Source organism: Burkholderia pseudomultivorans, from assembly GCF_001718415.1.
GTDB classification, from domain to species: Bacteria; Pseudomonadota; Gammaproteobacteria; order Burkholderiales; family Burkholderiaceae; genus Burkholderia; species Burkholderia pseudomultivorans_A.
In genome coordinates this window covers 3743278-3762743 of the sequence record NZ_CP013378.1, presented here as the reverse complement: position 1 = coordinate 3762743, position 19466 = coordinate 3743278, and the positions used below count along the sequence as shown (strand labels likewise).

At 66.5% G+C, this 19466-nt stretch carries 17 protein-coding genes; 13 read left to right on the top strand and 4 right to left on the bottom strand.

All coding sequences use genetic code 11. The features are described from left to right. The first annotated feature begins 131 nt into the window (after window positions 1–131). On the top strand, window positions 132–1172 hold the full coding sequence (locus WS57_RS29655; RefSeq protein ID WP_069245220.1) for an alpha/beta fold hydrolase: 1041 nt from the start codon (window positions 132–134) through the stop codon (window positions 1170–1172). Between the two features lie 86 nt (window positions 1173–1258). Beyond that, window positions 1259–2014 (top strand): 4'-phosphopantetheinyl transferase family protein, encoded by a 756-nt coding sequence (locus WS57_RS29650; RefSeq protein ID WP_069245219.1) that lies wholly within the window; start codon window positions 1259–1261, stop codon window positions 2012–2014. Window positions 2015–2027: 13 nt separating this feature from the next. Here the strand turns inward: WS57_RS29650 and WS57_RS29645 are convergent, their stop codons facing one another. Then, on the bottom strand, window positions 2028–2933 hold the full coding sequence (locus WS57_RS29645) for a glutamate/aspartate ABC transporter substrate-binding protein (protein ID WP_009689681.1): 906 nt from the start codon (window positions 2931–2933) through the stop codon (window positions 2028–2030). 214 nt (window positions 2934–3147) lie between these two features. Between WS57_RS29645 and hutH the strand changes: the two genes are divergently transcribed. The 10 genes from hutH to WS57_RS29595 all read left to right on the top strand — a co-directional run bounded on the left by hutH (window position 3148) and on the right by WS57_RS29595 (window position 15673). Then, window positions 3148–4671: a histidine ammonia-lyase gene (gene hutH, locus WS57_RS29640; RefSeq protein WP_040127797.1), complete on the top strand. Its 1524-nt coding sequence runs from the start codon at window positions 3148–3150 to the stop codon at window positions 4669–4671. 4 nt (window positions 4672–4675) lie between these two features. After that, window positions 4676–5371, top strand: a complete 696-nt coding sequence (gene hutC, locus WS57_RS29635) for a histidine utilization repressor (protein ID WP_009689679.1) — start codon at window positions 4676–4678, stop codon at window positions 5369–5371. Window positions 5372–5409: 38 nt separating this feature from the next. Beyond that, entirely contained in the window at window positions 5410–7098 is a 1689-nt protein-coding gene (hutU, locus tag WS57_RS29630; protein WP_040127796.1) for a urocanate hydratase, read from the top strand. A 2-nt stretch (window positions 7099–7100) separates the two neighbouring features. Next, on the top strand, window positions 7101–7712 hold the full coding sequence (locus WS57_RS29625; RefSeq protein ID WP_069245218.1) for a HutD family protein: 612 nt from the start codon (window positions 7101–7103) through the stop codon (window positions 7710–7712). A gap of 4 nt (window positions 7713–7716) precedes the next feature. Continuing rightward, window positions 7717–8937, top strand: a complete 1221-nt coding sequence (hutI, locus tag WS57_RS29620; protein ID WP_069245217.1) for an imidazolonepropionase — start codon at window positions 7717–7719, stop codon at window positions 8935–8937. A 160-nt stretch (window positions 8938–9097) separates the two neighbouring features. Then, window positions 9098–10474 carry a formimidoylglutamate deiminase gene (locus WS57_RS29615; protein WP_009694792.1) on the top strand — a complete coding sequence of 459 codons (1377 nt, stop codon included), beginning with the start codon at window positions 9098–9100 and terminating at the stop codon, window positions 10472–10474. A gap of 59 nt (window positions 10475–10533) precedes the next feature. After that, on the top strand, window positions 10534–11331 hold the full coding sequence (gene hutG / locus WS57_RS29610; protein WP_009694793.1) for an N-formylglutamate deformylase: 798 nt from the start codon (window positions 10534–10536) through the stop codon (window positions 11329–11331). 728 nt (window positions 11332–12059) lie between these two features. Beyond that, window positions 12060–12860: a gamma-glutamyl-gamma-aminobutyrate hydrolase family protein gene (locus WS57_RS29605; RefSeq protein ID WP_069245501.1), complete on the top strand. Its 801-nt coding sequence runs from the start codon at window positions 12060–12062 to the stop codon at window positions 12858–12860. 12 nt (window positions 12861–12872) lie between these two features. Beyond that, window positions 12873–14210: a glutamine synthetase family protein gene (locus WS57_RS29600; protein ID WP_040127792.1), complete on the top strand. Its 1338-nt coding sequence runs from the start codon at window positions 12873–12875 to the stop codon at window positions 14208–14210. 29 nt (window positions 14211–14239) lie between these two features. Further along, window positions 14240–15673, top strand: coding sequence for an aspartate aminotransferase family protein (locus WS57_RS29595; protein WP_069245216.1), 1434 nt, complete (start codon window positions 14240–14242; stop codon window positions 15671–15673). A gap of 41 nt (window positions 15674–15714) precedes the next feature. Here WS57_RS29595 and cysC read toward each other — a convergent pair whose 3' ends face one another. Beyond that, entirely contained in the window at window positions 15715–16254 is a 540-nt protein-coding gene (gene cysC, locus WS57_RS29590) for an adenylyl-sulfate kinase (RefSeq protein ID WP_009693670.1), read from the bottom strand. A gap of 400 nt (window positions 16255–16654) precedes the next feature. Between cysC and WS57_RS29580 the strand changes: the two genes are divergently transcribed. Further along, window positions 16655–17650, top strand: a complete 996-nt coding sequence (locus WS57_RS29580; RefSeq protein ID WP_069245215.1) for a tyrosine-type recombinase/integrase — start codon at window positions 16655–16657, stop codon at window positions 17648–17650. A gap of 119 nt (window positions 17651–17769) precedes the next feature. On the opposite strand, the gene WS57_RS37405 is transcribed toward WS57_RS29580, so the two are convergent. Beyond that, a complete protein-coding gene (locus tag WS57_RS37405; RefSeq protein ID WP_155774375.1) occupies window positions 17770–18324 on the bottom strand; it encodes a HEPN domain-containing protein in 555 nt (184 codons plus the stop codon). Between the two features lie 57 nt (window positions 18325–18381). Beyond that, a complete protein-coding gene (locus WS57_RS36405; RefSeq protein ID WP_081337680.1) occupies window positions 18382–19413 on the bottom strand; it encodes a ParA family protein in 1032 nt (343 codons plus the stop codon). Window positions 19414–19466 lie beyond the last annotated feature (53 nt).

Genomic DNA, 19466 nt, shown 5'->3' with positions numbered 1-19466 from the left:
GCGGTTCCCGCATCGGGCGGCGGGCACGGGCCGCGTGGCGGACGAACGGGCCGCGCGCTGCAGCGCCGGGCCCGATCGGGCATGAAGCACGGATCGACGGCAGGCTCCGACCGCGATCGACAGGAGACAGGATGACGATTTCGAATGAAGGAAGCGGGCCGGCGCGCGGCGAACGGGCGACGGGCGCGCTGCCGCCCGAACCCGTGACGCTGCGCGCGGCCGACGGCTACGCGCTGCGCGGCCATGTCTGGCGGCATCGCGGCGGCGCGGCGGGGCGGCCGGTGACGGTCGTCAATTGCGCGACCTCGGTGCGCTGCGACTACTACTTCCGTTTCGCGGCCTGGCTGTTCGCGCAGGGGCGCGACGTGCTCGTGTACGACTATCGCGGCATCGGCGGGTCGCGTCCGGAGCGGCTCGCGGCGCTGCGGGCGAACTGGCTCGACTGGGGGCGGCTCGACTGCGAGGCCGCGCTGCAATACGCGCGCGACGCGTTTCCCGGGCAGCCGCTCGACGTGGTCGCGCACAGCGTGGGCGGGTTCGCGCTCGGGCTTGCCGCGTCGAACGTGCAGGTGCGGCACGTGCTGACGGTCGGTTCGCAGTACGCATACTGGCGCGACTATCTGCCGGCCGTGCGGCGGCGCATGTGGTGGAAGTGGCACGTCGCGATGCCGGCGCTCGCGGCCGTGTTCGGCTACGTGCCCGCGAAGCGGCTCGGCTGGATGGAGGACACGCCGCGCGGCGTCGCGCTGTCGTGGGCGCGCTCGCGGCCGCGTTTCGAGGACGTCTACACCGGCGGGCTGCTGGCCGAACCCGCCGCGAGCCGCGCCGCGCTGCCCGCGCGCTTCGCGCGACTGACCGCGCCGATGCTCGCGATCGGGCTCGACGACGACGAATTCGGCACCGTCGGCGCGATCGAGCGGCTGGTCGGCTACTACACCGGCAGCGACGTCACGCACTGGCGGATCGCGCCGCGCGATATCGGCGTCGAGGCGATCGGCCATTTCGCGTTTTTCCACAGCCGCTTTGCCGACACGCTATGGCCGCTCGCGCTGTACTGGCTGCAGCACGGCGCGCTGCCGGCCGATGCGCCGGGCTACGCGCATGCGCGCCATCCGGCGCGGCGCGCGCGGCCGACGGGCGTCGGCGTGCCGGGCGTCGTCGCGAACGGGTAGCGGCGCGTCGCGGCGCGCGACCCGGATCGCGCACCGGCGCGATCGATTAACATCGGACGTTTCATGTCACAGCCCGCCGCCCGCCGATGCATCGTCCGCTCGCTCCCGATTCTGCCGCCGACACGCCGCGTGCCTTTCGCGTGCATTCGCTCGACGCGCCGCCTGCCGCGTCCCGCGCCGGCGTGCGGATCGTCCGCATCGATTTCGACTGGAACGTGCCGCTCGCGTCGCCCGCGTATGCGGCGCTGAGCGACGCCGAGCGGGCGCGCGCCGCCCGCTACCTGAGACACGACGATGCGGTGCGCAGCGCCGCGACGCGCGCCGCGCTACGCGAGCGGCTCGGCGCGGCGCTGGGCGTCGCGCCGCATGCGGTCTCGATCGTCGTCGACGCGTCGGGCCGTCCGTCGCTGGATGCCGTGCATGGCACGTCGCTCGACTTCAACGTGTCGCACTCGGGCGATCATGCGCTGATCGCGTGGGCGCCCGCCGGCCGCGTCGGCATCGACATCGAATCGTGCCGCCGCCCGACCGACTGGCGTGCGCTCACGCGCGAAGTGTGCACGCCGGCCGAATCGGCCTATCTCGACAGCCTGCCCGACGCGGCGCGCGCACCCGCGTTCATGCGCGTGTGGGCCGCGAAGGAGGCGCTGCTCAAGGCGCTCGGCACCGGCATCGTCGGCGGGCTCGGCGCGTTCGCGGTCGTGCCGCCGCGCGACGCGGCAACGCCCGCGACGACGATCGTCGCGCCGGCCGCGCCCGCCGCCGGCGTGGCCGCGTTCGACGCCGCGTGGCTCGACGCGGCGCCCGACTACGCGGCGTGCGTCGCGTGGACGCGCACGTGAGCGGCGCCGGCGTTCATTCGAGCGGCATGTCGTTCGGCGCCGCGTAGCGCGCCTTGATCACGTCGCTCATCGGGAAGTCGAACGACAGCCCCTTCGGCGGCACCGGCTTCATGAACCACTTGTCGTACAGCGCGTCGATCTCGCCGCGCTTCATCAACTGGACGAGCACGCCGTCGACGAGCGCCTTGAACTGCGGATCGTCCTTGCGCAGCATGAACCCGTAGGCTTCCGACGACTGCGGCGTGCCGACGATCTGCCAGTCGGCCGGCTTCGCGGCAAGCTGGCGCACGCCCGCGAGCAGCACGTCGTCCATCATGTACGCGGCCGCGCGGCCCGATTCGAGCGTGAGGCGTCCTTCGCCGTAGTCCTTCGCGCTGATGATCTGCATGTTCATCTTCTTGTCCTCGTTCATCTTGCGCAGCAGGCGTTCGGACGTCGTGCCCTGGTTCGTCACGACCGTCTTGCCGGCGAGATCGGGAAAGTCGCGGATGCCGGACTGGGTGCGCGTGAGCAGGCGCGTCGTCGCGACGAAGAAGGTCGTCGAGAACGCGACCTGTGCATGACGCGCGGCGAGGTTGGTCGTCACGCCGCATTCGAGATCGACGGTGCCGTTCTGCACGAGCGGAATGCGGTTCTGCGAGGTGACCGGAATGAAGCGCACCTGCAGGTCGGGCTTGCCGGTGCGCGCCTTCACGGCGGCGATCACGCGGTCGCACAGATCCTGCGAGAAGCCGATCACCTTGCCGCTCGCATCGACGTACGAGAACGGCACCGAGGTTTCGCGATGGCCGATCGAGATCAGGTTGTTCTGGCGGATCTTCTCGAGCGTGCCCGAGAGCGGTTCGGCGGCGTGCGCGGCGGCGCCGGCGAGTGCGCCGGCGGCGACCAGCAGGGCGGCGAGCCGGGACGGGAAGTTCATGGCAGGGCTCCGTAGGCGAATGGTGATCCGTATGTTGCCAAAGACAAAATAAATACAACATCTGTTAAACCCGCGGTGCCGCGGGCCGAGCCGGCGGGCCGCGCCGGACATCAGGGAAACTCCTGAGTCGAAATCGCCGAAAACGGGTTGTCTAGACAAGTTCGGATGGCTACACTGCAATCCATCCCGAACTTGTCTAGACAGGATTGCTCACATGATCACGCTTACCCCCGGCCACCTGACCCTCCCGCAACTGCGCCAGATCGCGCGCGAGTCCGTGCAGCTGGCGCTCGATCCGGCCAGCTTCGCGAAGATCGACGCCGGTGCGAAGGCCGTCGCCGACATCGCCGCGAAGGGCGAGCCGGCGTACGGCATCAACACGGGCTTCGGCCGCCTGGCCAGCACGCACATCCCGCACGACCAGCTCGAACTGCTGCAGAAGAACCTCGTGCTGTCGCACGCGGTCGGCGTGGGCGAGCCGATGGCGCGCTCGTCGGTGCGCCTGCTGATGGCGCTGAAGCTGTCGAGCCTCGGCCGCGGCCACTCGGGCATCCGCCGCGAGGTGATGGACGCGCTGATCACGCTGTTCAACGCCGACGTGCTGCCGCTGATCCCGGTGAAGGGCTCGGTCGGCGCATCGGGCGACCTCGCGCCGCTCGCGCACATGTCGGCCGTGCTGCTCGGCGTCGGCGAAGTGTTCATCCGCGGCGAGCGCGCCAGCGCGCTTGACGGTCTGCGCGTCGCGGGCCTCGCGCCGCTGACGCTGCAGGCGAAGGAAGGCCTCGCGCTGCTGAACGGCACGCAGGCATCGACCGCGCTGGCGCTCGACAACATGTTCGCGATCGAAGACCTGTACCGCACCGCGCTGGTCGCGGGCGCGCTGTCGGTCGACGCGGCCGCCGGCTCGGTGAAGCCGTTCGACGCACGCATTCACGAACTGCGCGGCCATCAAGGCCAGATCGACGCGGCCGCGGCTTATCGCGAACTGCTCGAAGGCTCGCCGATCAACCAGTCGCACCGCGACTGCGACAAGGTGCAGGATCCGTACAGCCTGCGCTGCCAGCCGCAGGTGATGGGCGCGTGCCTGGACCAGATGCGCCATGCGGCCGACGTGCTGCTGGTCGAGGCGAACGCCGTGTCGGACAACCCGCTGATCTTCCCGGATACCGGCGAAGTGCTGTCGGGCGGCAACTTCCACGCCGAGCCCGTCGCGTTCGCGGCCGACAATCTCGCGCTCGCCGCATCGGAAATCGGCGCGCTGGCCGAGCGCCGCATCGCGCTGCTGATCGACGCGACGCTGTCGGGCCTGCCCCCGTTCCTCGTGAAGGATGGCGGCGTGAACTCGGGCTTCATGATCGCCCACGTGACGGCCGCTGCGCTCGCCTCGGAAAACAAGACGCTCGCGCATCCGGCGTCGGTCGACTCGCTGCCGACCTCGGCGAACCAGGAAGACCACGTGTCGATGGCGACCTTCGCCGCGCGCAAGCTCGCCGACATCGCGGATAACACCAAACACATCCTCGCGATCGAACTGCTGGCCGCCGCCCAGGGCGTCGACCTGCGCGCGCCGTACCACACGAGCCCGAAGCTCGCGGGCGTGATGGAAACGATCCGCAGCAAGGTCGCGCACTACGAGCTCGACCACTACTTCGCACCGGACATCGCGGTGATCGCGAAGCTCGTCGGCGAGCGTGCGTTCGCGAAGGTCGCGCCGTTCTCGTTCCCGTCGGAACAGTAAGCCGATGAACGCGCCGGTCTACCAGGAGATCAAGGATTTCATCCTGGGCCGCATCCACGCCGGCGAGTGGGCCGAGGGCGACCAAGTGCCGTCCGAGAACGAACTGGCCCGCGAGTTCGGGGTCGCGCGCATGACCGTCAACCGCGCGCTGCGCGAGTTGACGGCCGAGCAGGTGCTGACCCGCATGAAGGGCGCGGGCACCTACGTCGCGCGGCCGAAGTACGAGTCGACGCTGGTGGCGATCCGCAGCATCTCGGAGGAGGTCGACGCGCGCGGGCATGCGTACCACGCCCGCGTGCTCGGTCTCGAGACGGTCCGCGCCGACGAGGCGCTCGCCGACGAGATGCAGGTGGCCGTGCGCGCGAAGCTGTTTCATTCGCAGGTGCTGCACTTCGAGAACGACGAGCCGGTCCAGCTCGAAGAGCGTTGGGTGAATCCGGCGGTCGCGCCGGATTACGCCCGGCAGGATTTCACGAACACGACGCCGAACCAGTACCTGATGCGCGCGGCGCCGCTGCAGCGCGTCGAATACCGGATCGAAGCGGCGGCCCCGGCGCCCGAGCGGCGCGAGCAGCTGCGGATGGACGACGTCGAGCCGTGTCTGGTTTTACATCGGCGCACCTGGTCGCAGGGCGTCGTCGCCTCGGTGGCGAATCTGTGGCACCCCGGCAGCCGTTATCGCTTCACCGGGCATTTCTGATTCCTATTGATATTTCATTTCCTTCGGGAGCTGTCGTCATGAACCATCCGAAACACATCGATCCCCGTCTCGACCCGACGCGCACGATCCGCGCCCCGCGCGGCAGCGAGAAAGTCTGCAAGACCTGGCTGGCCGAGGCGGCCTACCGGATGATCCAGAACAACCTCGACCCGGAAGTCGCCGAGCATCCGCACGCGCTGGTCGTGTACGGCGGCATCGGCCGCGCGGCGCGCAACTGGGAATGCTACGACCAGATCCTCGCGTCGCTGAAGGATCTCGAGGAAAACGAAACGTTGCTGATCCAGTCGGGCAAGCCGGTCGGCGTGTTCCGCACGCACAAGGATGCGCCGCGCGTGCTGCTCGCGAACTCGAACCTCGTGCCGCACTGGGCGAACTGGGACCACTTCCACGAGCTCGACCGCAAGGGCCTGATGATGTACGGCCAGATGACGGCCGGCAGCTGGATCTACATCGGCAGCCAGGGCATCGTGCAGGGCACCTATGAAACCTTCTTCTCGGTCGCGAACCAGCACTTCAACGGCGACCCGTCGGGCCGCTGGATCCTGACGGGCGGCCTGGGCGGGATGGGCGGCGCCCAGCCGCTGGCCGCGACGATGGCGGGCTTCTCGATGATCGCGGTCGAATGCGACGAGACGCGCATCGACTTCCGCCTGAAGACGCGCTATGTCGACAAGAAGGCGACGACGCTCGACGAAGCGCTCGGCATGATCGAGGAAGCGAAGCGCACCGGCAAGCCGGTGTCGGTCGGCCTGCTCGGCAACGCGGCCGACGTGTTCGCGGAACTCGTCAAGCGCGGCGTCACGCCGGACTGCGTGACCGACCAGACCAGCGCACACGACCCGATCAACGGCTACCTGCCGCAGGGCTGGACCGTCGCGCAATGGCGCGAAGCGCAGAAGGTCGATCCGCAAAGCATCGTGAAGGCCGCGAAGCAGTCGATGGCCGCGCAGGTGCGCGCGATGCTGACGCTGCAGGAACGCGGCGCGGCGACGCTCGACTACGGCAACAACATCCGCCAGATGGCGCTGGAAATGGGCGTTGAGAACGCGTTCGACTTCCCGGGCTTCGTGCCGGCGTATATCCGTCCGCTGTTCTGCGAAGGCAAGGGGCCGTTCCGCTGGGTCGCGCTGTCGGGCGATCCGGAAGACATCTACAAGACCGACCAGAAGGTGAAGGAGCTGATCCCCGACGATCCGCACCTGCACAACTGGCTCGACATGGCGCGCGAGCGCATCGCGTTCCAGGGCCTGCCGGCGCGGATCTGCTGGGTCGGCGTGAAGGATCGCTATCGCCTCGGCCAGGCGTTCAACGAGATGGTGAAGAACGGCGAGCTGAAGGCGCCGATCGTGATCGGCCGCGACCACCTCGACACGGGTTCGGTCGCGAGCCCGAACCGCGAGACCGAATCGATGAAGGACGGCTCGGACGCGGTCAGCGACTGGCCGCTGCTCAACGCGCTGCTGAACACGGCAGGCGGGGCGTCGTGGGTGTCGCTGCACCACGGCGGCGGCGTCGGCATGGGCTTCTCGCAACACTCGGGCGTCGTGATCGTCGCCGACGGCACGGCCGACGCGCACGAGCGTCTCGGTCGCGTGCTGCTGAACGACCCGGCGACGGGCGTGATGCGCCATGCGGATGCCGGCTACGAACTCGCGCAGCAGACGGCCCGCGAAGCCGGCCTGAAGCTGCCGATGCTCGGTCGCTGAGCATGACGGCGCTCGACCAGGCGCCCGTGACCGCCGCGCAGACCCGCGCGGCGGATCTCGTCGCGTCGCCGTGGAAGAATGGCGGCGGCGTGACGCGCGAGATCGCCGCGTTTCCGCCCGGCGCCGCGCTCGATGCGTTCGCATGGCGCGTGAGCGTCGCGGACGTCGGCGCGGCCGGGCCGTTCTCGCGCTTCGACGGAATCGACCGCACGCTGGTGCTGCTGTCCGGCGCGGGCATGACGCTCGCGGCGGCCGACGGCGCGCGCCACGTGCTCGATGCGCCGCTCGCGCGCGCGGACTTCGCCGGCGAAACGGCGATCGACGCGACGCTGCACGACGGGCCGACCCGCGACTTCAACCTGATGACGCGCCGTTCGGCCGCGCGCGGCACGCTCGACGTGTGGCGCGCGGGCACGCATCGCATCGAGCGCGCCGATACCGTGCTGCTGCATTGCGCTACGGGCGCCGTCGACGTCGCGGTCGCCGGCGCGCGCTACGCACTGGAAGAAATGGACACGCTGCGGCTCGACGGGCCGCTGCGTGCGCTTGACGTCGTCGTGAGCGGTGGCGGCGCGCTGCTGGCCGTATCGCTTGCCGTCGGCGAACGAGACTGAACGCATGAAACCGACTGTCTGGCATCACCTGAGGCTGTGCGCGCACGGCCATCCCGACGAAACGATCGACGATGCGGCGATCGCCGTCGACGAAACCGGCACGATCGTGTGGCTCGGCGCATTCGGCGAGCTGCCGCACGGTTATGCACACTGGCAGCGCGAGGATCTGCGCGGCGCGTGGGTGACGCCGGGCCTCGTCGACTGCCATACGCACCTCGTCTACGGCGGCACGCGCGCCGACGAATTCGCGCAGCGCCTCGCAGGCGTCAGCTACGAGGAAATCGCGCGGCAGGGCGGCGGGATCGTGTCGACGGTGCGCGCGACGCGCGCGGCCGACGAGACCACGCTGTTCGTGCAGGCCGCTGCGCGGCTGCAGCCGCTGCTTGCCGAAGGCGTGACCGCGATCGAGATCAAGTCGGGCTACGGGCTCGACCTCGCGAGCGAGCGCAAGATGCTGCGCGTCGCGCGCCAGCTCGGCGAACGCTTCCCGGTGTCGGTCTACACGACCTTCCTCGGCGCGCATGCGCTGCCGCCCGAATACGCGGGCCGCGCGGATGCGTACATCGACGAAGTGTGCGACCGGATGCTGCCGGCGCTGGCCGGCGAAGGCCTCGTCGACGCGGTCGACGTGTTCTGCGAGCGCATCGGCTTTTCGCTCGCGCAGACCGAGCGCGTCTTCGTGGCCGCGACGCGTCGCGGGCTGCCCGTGAAGCTGCACGCGGAGCAGTTGTCGAATGCGGGCGGCACCGCGCTGGCCGCGCGTTATCGCGCGCTGTCCGCCGATCACCTCGAGTTTCTCGACGAAGCCGGTATCGAGGCGATGAAGGCGGCCGGCACGGTCGCCGTGCTGCTGCCCGGTGCGTATTACTTCATCCGCGAAACGCAATTGCCGCCGATCGAACTGCTGCGCAAGCACGGCGTGCCGATCGCGCTCGCGACCGATCACAATCCGGGCACGTCGCCGCTCGAATCGCTGCTGCTGACGATGAATCTCGCCTGCACGCTGTTCCGCATGACGGTGCCCGAGGTGCTGCAGGGCGTCACGCGCCATGCGGCCGCGGCGCTCGGCCGGGCGGATGCACACGGCGCGCTCGAGGTCGGCCGTCGCGCCGACTTCGCGGTGTGGTCGGTCGGTTCGCTGTCGGAGCTGGCTTACTGGATCGGTCGGCCGCTGTGCGAGCAGGTCGTGCGCGGCGGGACGACGGTGTTTCGTCGCGTGAATTGATGGTTTTGCATGGGGCCGGGCTAGGTACTGAAGCGCCAAGTCCGGTCGACAGCTTTGCATGGGGCCGGACTAAGCGCTGAAGCGCCAGGTCCGACCGACAGCTTTGCATGGGGTCTGACTAGGCGCTAAAGCGCCAAGTCAGACCGACAAAGGACTCACGATGATCGATTCGATATTGTTCGCGGACCATGCGTATCTGCCCGATGGCTGGCGCCGCAACGTGCTGCTGCGCTGGGACGCGAACGGCACGCTGACCGACGTGACGCCCGACAGCGACGCGCCGGCAGGTGTCGCGCGCGCGGCCGGGCCCGTGCTGCCCGGCATGCCGAACCTGCACTCGCATGCCTTCCAGCGCGCGATGGCGGGGCTCACCGAATACCGCGCGAATCCCGCCGACAGCTTCTGGAGCTGGCGTGACCTGATGTACCGCTTCGCGCTGAAGATCACGCCCGATGCGCTCGCGGCGATCGCACGCTGGCTGTACGTCGAGATGCTCAAGTGCGGCTACACGTCGGTCTGCGAATTCCATTACGTGCATCACGCGCAGGACGGCTCGCGCTATCCGCAACTCGCCGAACTCGGCACGCGCGTCGTCGGTGCCGCGCGCGCGGCCGGCATCGGCATCACGATGCTGCCCGTGTCGTACCAGTTCGCCGGCTTCGGCAACAAGCCGCCGCGCGACGACCAGCGCCGCTTCATCAACACGCCCGACGGCCTGCTCGAACTGCTCGACGCGATGCGCCGCGCCGCGCCCGAACATGGCGGGCTGCGCTACGGCGTCGCGCCGCATTCGCTGCGCGCGGTGTCGGAAAACGGACTGCGCGTGCTGCTCGACGGCCTGCCCGACGATGCGCCCGTGCATATCCATATCGCCGAACAGACGGCCGAGGTCGACGACTGCGTGCGCGCCTACGGCGCGCGTCCCGTGCAGTGGCTGCTCGACCGCTTTGACGTCGATGCGCGCTGGTGCCTCGTGCATGCGACGCACATCGACGCGGCCGAGACGCAGGCGCTCGCGAAGCGTCGCGCGGTGGCCGGCCTGTGCCTGACGACCGAGGCGAATCTCGGCGACGGCGTATTCCCGGCCGTCGACTATCTCGCGCACGGCGGCGTGATCGGCATCGGCTCCGACAGCCACGCATCGGTCGACTGGCGCGCGGAGCTGCGCCTGCTCGAATACGGGCAGCGGCTCGTGCACCGCGCGCGCAACGTGCTCGCGAGCGAGACGCAGGCCCGCGTCGCGGACCGTCTGTTCGATGCGTCGCTCGCGGGCGGCGCGCAGGCGAGCGGGCGGCGCATCGGCGCGCTGCGCGAAGGGTGCCGCGCCGACTGGCTGGTGCTCGATCCCGACCACCCGGCGATCGCCGAACACGACAGCGCGGCCTGGCTGTCGGGCGCGGTGTTCGCCGAGCACGGCGACACGCCGGTGCTCGACGTCTATACGGGCGGCGAGCGCGTCGTGAGCGGCCGCCGCCATCGCGACGAAGCCGCCGCGTATGCCGATTACCGCGCCGCGCTGGCGCAACTGCTGCGCTGACGCGCGGCAACCGGCGCACGCCGCACGCGTGCGCCGCTCGACTTCTACGGTGATGCGACATGACTGAACAACCGGCTGTATTCACGCTGAAGCAGGGCACGCTGCCGCTGCTGATCTCGATTCCGCACGCAGGCACCTACATCCCCGACGACATCGCCGCGACGATGACGCCCGACGCGCGCTTCGTCGACGACTGCGACTGGCACCTCGAACGCCTGTACGGGTTCGCGGCGACGCTCGGCGCGTCGATCCTCGTGCCGTCGCACGCGCGCTACGTCGTCGACCTGAACCGACCGCCCGACAACGAGAACCTGTATCCGGGGCAGGACACGACGGGCCTCGTGCCGGTCGACACGTTCGACAAGGCGCCGCTGTATCCGGCCGGCGCACTGCCCGACAACGACGAGATCATGCGCCGCCGCGATCGCTACTGGCTGCCGTATCACGACGCGCTGCAACGCGAAATCGAGCGGCTGAAGCGCGAGCACGGCCGCGTGCTCGTCTGGGAGGCGCATTCGATCCGTTCGCATGTGCCGCGCTTCTTCGAAGGCCGCCTGCCGGACTTCAACTTCGGCACGTCGAGCGGCGCGAGCGCCGCACCTGGCCTCGCCGAAGCGCTTGCCGCGCGCGTGCTCGAACACGGCGGCTACACGGCCGTCGCGAACGGGCGCTTCAAGGGCGGCTACATCACGCGCCACTACGGCGTGCCCGCCAGCGGCGTGCAGGCCGTGCAACTCGAACTGTCGCAGATCACCTACATGGAAGAAACGCGTCCGTACGCCTACGACGAAGCGCGGGCGGCGCGGGTCGCGCCGCTGCTGCAGACGCTCGTCGAAACCGCGCTCGCGCATCGTTGAGCATCGCGCCGCGCCGTTGCGGCGGCGCGGCGAAACGGTGCGGGGCGGCGCGCGGGCGCTTTGCGCCTGTGCGACCGCAGCGCACAAAACGGCATCGATTCGTCTGGATCGATGCCATTTTTTTCGTCTGCCCGATGCCGCGATCGGTACCTGAAAATTTGACGCAATTTTTAGGTGATATAAGCTGAATGTCAGGGAGTCGTCACATACGCATCGGCGGGGGCACCGAACCGTGCCGCGCCGGGGCGTGCCGTGATGTCCAGCCGACGTGCCGCGCGCCGTATCCGCTTGACCGCGACACGTGTCCTGCCTTCATCAGCCAGTCGAGTACGATCGTGAAAGCCGCCAGCCCATCGATACGCCGGACCCGAAGTCCGTCGGCGGGCGCGCCGCGTCAGGCCGGGACGAGCCGGCATGCTGATCGCGGCACGCGTGCCGCCCGTTTGCGCGAGCCTCGTTTTTTCCTTGCCTGTCCTCGCGGCCTGCGCCGCTTCAACCTCGCGACCGTGCACGTATTGAGCGCGGTGCGGTGCGACGGCAGCGCGTCGTTGTTGCCCTAGCGTCCCTTTCCGCTTCCACACCGGTCCGCATCGCCTGCCGCCGCATCGCCGGGGCGGCCGGAGCGTCCGTGCGTGCGCGACGCGGTGCGTGACGTGCATGCCGGCACGGCGCGGGCTTTCCTTGTCCAGCGCGCGGCCGTGCGTCGCGCCGTCACCGGAGACGCGATCATGCGGGCGCGCCCGATCGTAGCCGTCACCGCCGACCGCATCATGCGCGGCGCCCATCCGAACCATACGGCCGGGGAGAAATACCTCGCCGCGCTGATCGACGGCGCGGGCGTGCTCGCGTTCGTCTTGCCCGCGCTCGGCGCGCGGCAGCCGGACGATGCGATCGTCGCGTCGATCGACGGGCTGCTGCTGACCGGCAGCTATTCGAACGTCGAGCCGCATCACTATGGCGGCGAGACGAGCGCGCCCGACACGCTGCACGATCCCGCGCGCGACGCCACCGCGCTGCCGCTGATCCGCGCGGCGATCGACGCGGGCGTGCCGGTGCTTGCGATCTGCCGCGGCATGCAGGAGCTGAACGTCGCGTACGGCGGCACGCTGCATCAGCGGCTGCATGCGACCGCGGGCTTCGACGATCATCGCGAGCGGCTGGACGATCCGCTCGAGCGGCAGTACGGCCCCGCGCACGTCGTGCAGTTCGCGGCCGACGGGCTGCTGCAGCGGATCGCGCACGGCGCGCGCGAAGCGACCGTCAATTCGCTGCACGACCAGGGCATTGCGCGTATCGGCGCGGGGCTCGCCGTCGAGGCGAGCGCGCCCGACGGGCTGGTCGAGGCCGTCAGCGTGCGCGGCGCGCGCGCGTTCGCGCTGGGCGTGCAGTGGCATCCCGAGTGGCGCTACGCGGAGCAGCCGCTGTCGCGCGCCATCTTCGCGGCATTCGGCGCGGCGTGCCGCGCGCGCATGACGCATCGCATTCATGCGGCCGGCGGCGACTCGCCGTCCGCATCCGACGTCGACTGAAAGAGGCCGATCATGCAACCCGAACTGAGCGAATTCCTGCGTCAGCATCGCATCACCGAGGTCGAGGCGATCATTCCCGACATGGCCGGTATCGCGCGCGGCAAGATCATTCCGCGCAACAAATTCGAATCCGGCGAATCGATGCGATTGCCGCAGGCCGTGATGGTGCAGACCGTCACCGGCGACTATCCGGAAGACGGCACGCTGACCGGCGTCACCGATCCCGACATGGTCTGCGTGCCCGATCCGTCGACGATCTGCCTGATTCCATGGGCCGTCGATCCAACCGCACAGGTGATCCACGACTGCGTGCACTTCGACGGCTCGCCCGTCGAGATCTCGCCGCGCTACGTGCTGCGCCGCGTGCTCGACCTGTACAAGGCCAAGGGCTGGAAGCCGGTCGTCGCGCCCGAACTCGAGTTCTACCTGGTCGACATGAACGCCGATCCCGACCTGCCGCTGCGTCCGCCGGTCGGCCGCACGGGGCGCGCGGAAACCGGCCGTCAGTCGTATTCGATCGAGGCCGTCAACGAGTTCGATCCGCTGTTCGAGGACATCTACGAGTACTGCGAAATGCAGGGCCTCGACATCGAGACGCTGATCCACGAAGTCGGCGCCGCGCAGATGGAGATCAACTTCGTGCATGGCGACGCGCTGTCGCTGGCCGACCAGGTGTTCCTGTTCAAGCGCACGGTGCGCGAGGCCGCGCTGCGCCACAACATGTACGCGACCTTCATGGCCAAGCCGATGGAAGGCGAGCCGGGCTCCGCGATGCACATCCACCAGAGCCTCGCCGATGCACGCACCGGCCGCAACCTGTTCGCCGACGAGGACGGCGCCGTATCGCCGCTGTTCCACAGCTATCTCGCGGGCCTGCAGAAGTACACGCCGGCGCTGATGCCGATCTTCGCGCCGTACATCAACTCGTACCGCCGGCTGTCGCGCTTCATGGCCGCGCCGATCAACGTGCAGTGGGGCTACGACAACCGCACGGTCGGCTTCCGGATCCCGCAGTCGAGCCCGGTCGCGCGGCGCATCGAGAACCGGATTCCGGGCGTCGACTGCAATCCGTACCTCGCGTTCGCGGCGACGCTCGCGGCCGGCTATCTCGGCCTCACGCAACAGCTCGCGCCGACCGAGCCGATCGCATCGGACGGTTACGACCTGCCGTACCAGCTGCCGCGCAATCTCGAGGAGGGCATCTCGCTGATGGCCGCGTGCACGCCGCTGGCCGGCATTCTCGGCGACAAGTTCGTGAAGGCGTACCTGGCGCTGAAGGAAACCGAATACGAAGCGTTCTTCCGCGTGATCAGCTCGTGGGAACGCCGCCATCTGCTGCTGCACGTGTAAGCGCGCAACGACCGCCATACGGAGGAAACATGACGTACCGCAACGAATCTGCCTGGATCCAGCCCGCCGCGCCCGCGGCCCGCGCCACGCAAGCCGCGCGCTCGACCGCCGAATACCGCGCGCTCGACGCCGCGCACCACATCCACCCGTTCTCGGACATGGGCGCGCTGAACCGCGCGGGCAGCCGCGTGATCGTGAAGGCCGACGGCGTCTACCTGTGGGACTCGGAAGGCAACAAGATCATCGACGGGATGGCCGGCCTCTGGTGCGTGAACGTCGGCTACGGCCGCAAGGAACTCGCCGACGCCGCGTATCGCCAGCTGCAGGAGCTGCCGTTCTACAACACGTTCTTCAAGACCACGCACCCGCCGGTGATCGAGCTGTCCGCGATGCTCGCGGAAGTCACGCCGGCCGGCTTCAATCACTTCTTCTATTGCAACAGCGGCTCGGAAGGCAACGACACCGTGCTGCGCGTCGTGCATCAGTACTGGCGCGTGCAGGGCAAGCCGCAGAAGAAATACGTGATCTCGCGCCGCAACGGCTATCACGGCTCGACGATCGCCGGCGGCACGCTCGGCGGGATGGGCTACATGCACGAGCAGATGCCGTCGAAGGTCGAGAACATCGTGCATATCGACCAGCCGTATTTCTTCGGCGAGGCGCAGCCGGGCGAGACGCCCGAGGCGTTCGGCCTCGCGCGTGCGCAGCAGCTCGAGGCGAAGATCCTCGAACTCGGCGCGGAGAACGTCGCGGCGTTCATCGGCGAGCCGTTCCAGGGCGCGGGCGGCGTGATCTTCCCGCCGTCGACGTACTGGCCGGAGATCGAACGGATCTGCCGCAAGTACGACATCCTGCTGGTCGCCGACGAAGTGATCGGCGGGTTCGGGCGCACCGGCGAATGGTTCGCGCACCAGCACTTCGGCTTCGAGCCGGACCTGATCACGATGGCCAAGGGCCTGACTTCGGGCTATATCCCGATGGGCGCGGTCGGCATCCACGAACGCATCGCGCGGCCGATCATCGACAACGGCGAATTCAACCACGGCCTCACGTACTCGGGGCATCCGGTGGCGGCCGCGGTCGCGGTCGCGAACCTGAAGCTGCTGCGCGACGAAGGGATCGTGGCGCGCGTGAAGCAGGAGACCGGACCGTATTTCCAGCGGCGGCTGGCGGAGGCGCTCGGCGATCATCCGATCGTCGGCGAGATTGCCGGCGCGGGGCTGGTCGCAGGCGTTCAGCTCGCGCGCGACCGGCAGCGGCGCACGCGCTTCGATGCAGGCGTCGATATCGGCACGATCTGCCGCGACTTCTGCTTCAACGGCAACCTGATCATGCGCGCGACCGGCGACCGCATGCTGCTGTCGCCGCCGCTCGTGATCGGCAAGGAGGAGATCGACGAGATCGTCGACAAGGCGAAGCGCGCGTTCGACGCGACGGCGCAGCGGATCGGCGGCGCGGCGTGACGTCGGCCGCCGGCGGTTGCGTCGCCGCGTGCGGGCCGCGGCTACAGACAGGCGAAGCGCTGCCGGTCGAACGCGACGATGCGCGCGACGGAATCGGCGATCGACATCGCGCCCGTCTCGACGACGAGATCGGGCGATACGGGCGCCTCGTATGGATCGGAGATGCCGGTGAACTGACGCGTCTGGCCCGTCATCGCGCTGGCGTAGAGCCGCTTCGGATCGCGCGCGGAGCAGGTCGCGATGTCGGTCTTCAGATAGATCTCGACGAAGCGCTCGTCGCCGACGATCTCGCGCGCCAGTTGCCGGTCCGCCGCGTACGGCGAGATCAGCGCGACGACGGCCGTGATGCCCTGGCTGTTCAGCAGCTTCGCGATTTCGGCGGTGCGCCGGCAGTTTTCGGCGCGATCCTCGCGTCGGAAGCCGAGATCGGGCGAGACGCCCGAGCGCAATTCGTCGCCGTCGAGGATGCAGACCGGGATGGCGTGCATGCGCAGATGCGCGGCGACTTCGCGCGACAGCGTGGATTTGCCGGCGCCGCTCAGGCCGGTCAGCCACAGCGTATGTGAGTTGGACGTTGTCATGGGCAGTCGGAACGGTGCGAACCGGACACGCGATGCGTGTTCCTGTCCACTCGTCCTGTTGGTATTGACTGGGAGCCGGCGCCGCCTCGGTCGGCCGTTATTTGCGGGTCGATTCTAGTCAGCCGATATCGGGGCGATGTTACGAAATCGTTACCGGCGATTACGAGGAGGGGCGGATGTCGCGAATGCACGTTTGAGGCGTGCGGACGTCGATCGACGGGAAGGGGAGACCGGAAATGAAAAAGGCCTGCGTCGTGAGACGCAGGCCTTCGAATTCTTTGGTGGGCGGTACTGGGATCGAACCAGTGACCCCTGCCGTGTGAAGGCAGTGCTAGACCCAATAGCGGCGGGCTTCTCCGCCAGTTTTTGCGCCCGAGGGACTCATACGGGACGCAAAGTCATGGGTGCCATCGTCAAACGAGTTGCCAAAAACGGGGACGTAACATATCAGGCGAAGATTCGCCGTAAGAACTGTCCGACCCAGTCGAAGACCTTCCAGAACAAGAGGGATGCGGAAAGGTGGATGCGGGCCGCTGAGGCGGCGCTCGACCGTGGGGAAATACCAACACCTGCCAAGCCGAAGCCGAACGGCCTGAACACCCTCGCGGACGTTCTGCGGCGTTACCGGGATACGGTTTGTAACGACCACAAGGGCGGCTGGATCGAGGTATTGAAGATCAACATTTGGTTGCGACAGAGTTTTTCGAAGACGCCGTTGGCTGATCTATCGCCGTCAATGATGGCCGCGTGGCGAGACGATCGCCTGAAAGAGGTGAAGCCATCTTCCTGCGCGCGGGAGATGAACCTCCTGTTTGCAGCGATCAACAAGGCGCGGACGGAGTGGGGCTGCACGATCCCGGACTGTAAGGTGGCTCGGCCGAAAAGCCCGCCGCACCGTGAACGCGTTCTGGAAGACGATGAGGAAGTGGTGCTGCTGACTTCCGCGCGAGCGTCCATGAATCCGCACCTGGCACCGGCCATCGAGTTCGCGTTGGCGACGGCTATGCGGGCTGGCGAAATCATTGGTCTGCGCTGGGTGGATGTCGACCGGCAGCGGCGCGTCTGCCGCATTCGGGAAGCGAAGAACGGGCATCCGCGCGACGTACCGCTTTCATCCAAGGCGCTCGCCGCGCTGGAGTCAATCGAGCGGGACGGGGAACGCGTTTTCTCGCGGCTGACGTCCGACACGCTCAAACACCTGTTTGCTCGACTGACGAAGCGCTGCGAACTCGACAACCTCCGCTTCCACGACCTTCGGCATACGGCGATCACGCGTTACGCTCGGCTGGGCATGAACCCGATCCAACTAGCGGTGATCAGCGGTCACAAGGATATCCGGATGCTGGCGCGTTATACGCACCTGAAGGCGGAAGAGCTGGTTGGTGCGATGGGGTGATAGTCGCGTAAGAGCGGTTAGTTATGGCCGCCACTTCATGGCGGCTATTTTACTTGCATGAAGATTGAAAAACAGAGGAATATGCTGATCTGATGTTAAAAGGTATATAAAAATTCCAACTACCATGGGCTCGGTTTGCCGTGTTGATTTGCTATGTGGAGTGCCATGCCGAAATCGGTTTCTTTGACGAGCTCACTAAAAAATTGAGCAATATTTCTCAGTACACTACAGGTTAGGCGTGCCGCTCCGGTTGGATCTTGATTCCAAGTATAGATTGGCATCGTGAATCCGTGGGCAAAACTGTGGCGGACCTTGAATATTTCGTTTAGCCGATTGCGGACGTGCAACGAAGAGCCGGGTTGGCCGGCATATCGCCCAACTTTAGGCCAGCTAGTCCATGGATCAAATCCGGTATATTCGGCGCAGAAATTTCGACAGTTTTCGCTGTTTGGCGTGTTAAGTTTCTCCTTTGCGGCAATCATTCTGGTTTTGGCTATCGAATGAATGGCACTATATGATAAATCCAGTGGCTTAACTGTTGCGTCAAAATAGTCGTCTGCAAGTGCCTTAATATAAGCGTCCCATGCTGCTGTATATGCCGCGAGAGCGGCATGAAGGAAAATTGACTTCGCTGCTGCCTCGTTCTTTTTTCGCAGTTTGGCGGCATGGTTCACGAGGTGCGTGGCATTGTCCCTCAAATCCACGTACTTATTAAAGGCGCGCGAAGGCATTTAGAAGCGAGCAACCAGATTTGCAAGAGCGGCTTTATAGTTTTTCAGTGGCTCAAGGTTCACCTGAACGCGTTCGCCGTTAATCATTTTGGGGCCTGCCTTCATTTTGTGCATTGGTGTGCCAGTCAACGATGAAACGATAGATGCACCATGGTGGTCGGGGATTTCAACGAAGCGTTCGTCTACATCGACCTGTGGAGATGCGAAAAGTGTTCTATGCTTCTTTGCCAACTTTGACACGGTGGCCCGAATGCTGAGATTGGCTGCTTTGAAGGCTTTGCTTGGTTCGCCATCAAAAAGCATCACGCGATTGGAAATAAATGTATGTAATTTGGGAAGGTCAATTCCTTCTTCCTTTGCTCGCTTATAAAAGCTCAAGCGTGCGAAGCTTGCAATATATTCGTCACCCTGCCCATATAGCAGGGCGATTATGTTTTCCATGCCGCGCCGGGAGCTTTCGTCGGCAGTAAACGGTACCACTAGATAATCCGATGCTGCCACCGCAAGTTGCGTGTAAACTGCAAAGCTCGGGTTGCAGTCAAAGAAGAAGACTGATTCGTTTTCTCTGGACTCTCGGATACTGTCTTTGAGGTCTTTAATCCAATAGATGACTTTCTTCCAAGAGTCAATTGGAACGGAGAGCTGAGACGTTTGGCGAATTGCTTCAGCAAGTACTTCAACCAGATTGTCGCCGCAAACCAAATGCAGATTCTTCGGAACCTTGTCGTTCCACATAGATACCTGCGTTGCATATTTTGCAGCATCGGGAATTTGGTAGAACGGTGAATTCAGGCGGCGCTCCAGATAGCCGCCAACACTATTTCTATCGTTGCCGCCAAGGATTTCTCTTAGAGCCTTGCCACCCTTCTCCTGACCGCCTAACAACGTTTCTGAGACGTTAGCTTGGGGACACAAGTCAATAACGACTACATCGATGTCAGGGTGTAGGTGTGCGTATTCGCACGCGGCCACAAAGCACAGATAGCTTTTGCCTACTCCCCCTTTGTTGTTCCAAAAAGCGTACGATGACATAGAAGCCTTTTTCGGTTTGAGCCGCTGGCGTTGGTTATGCCAGTCGCAAACTT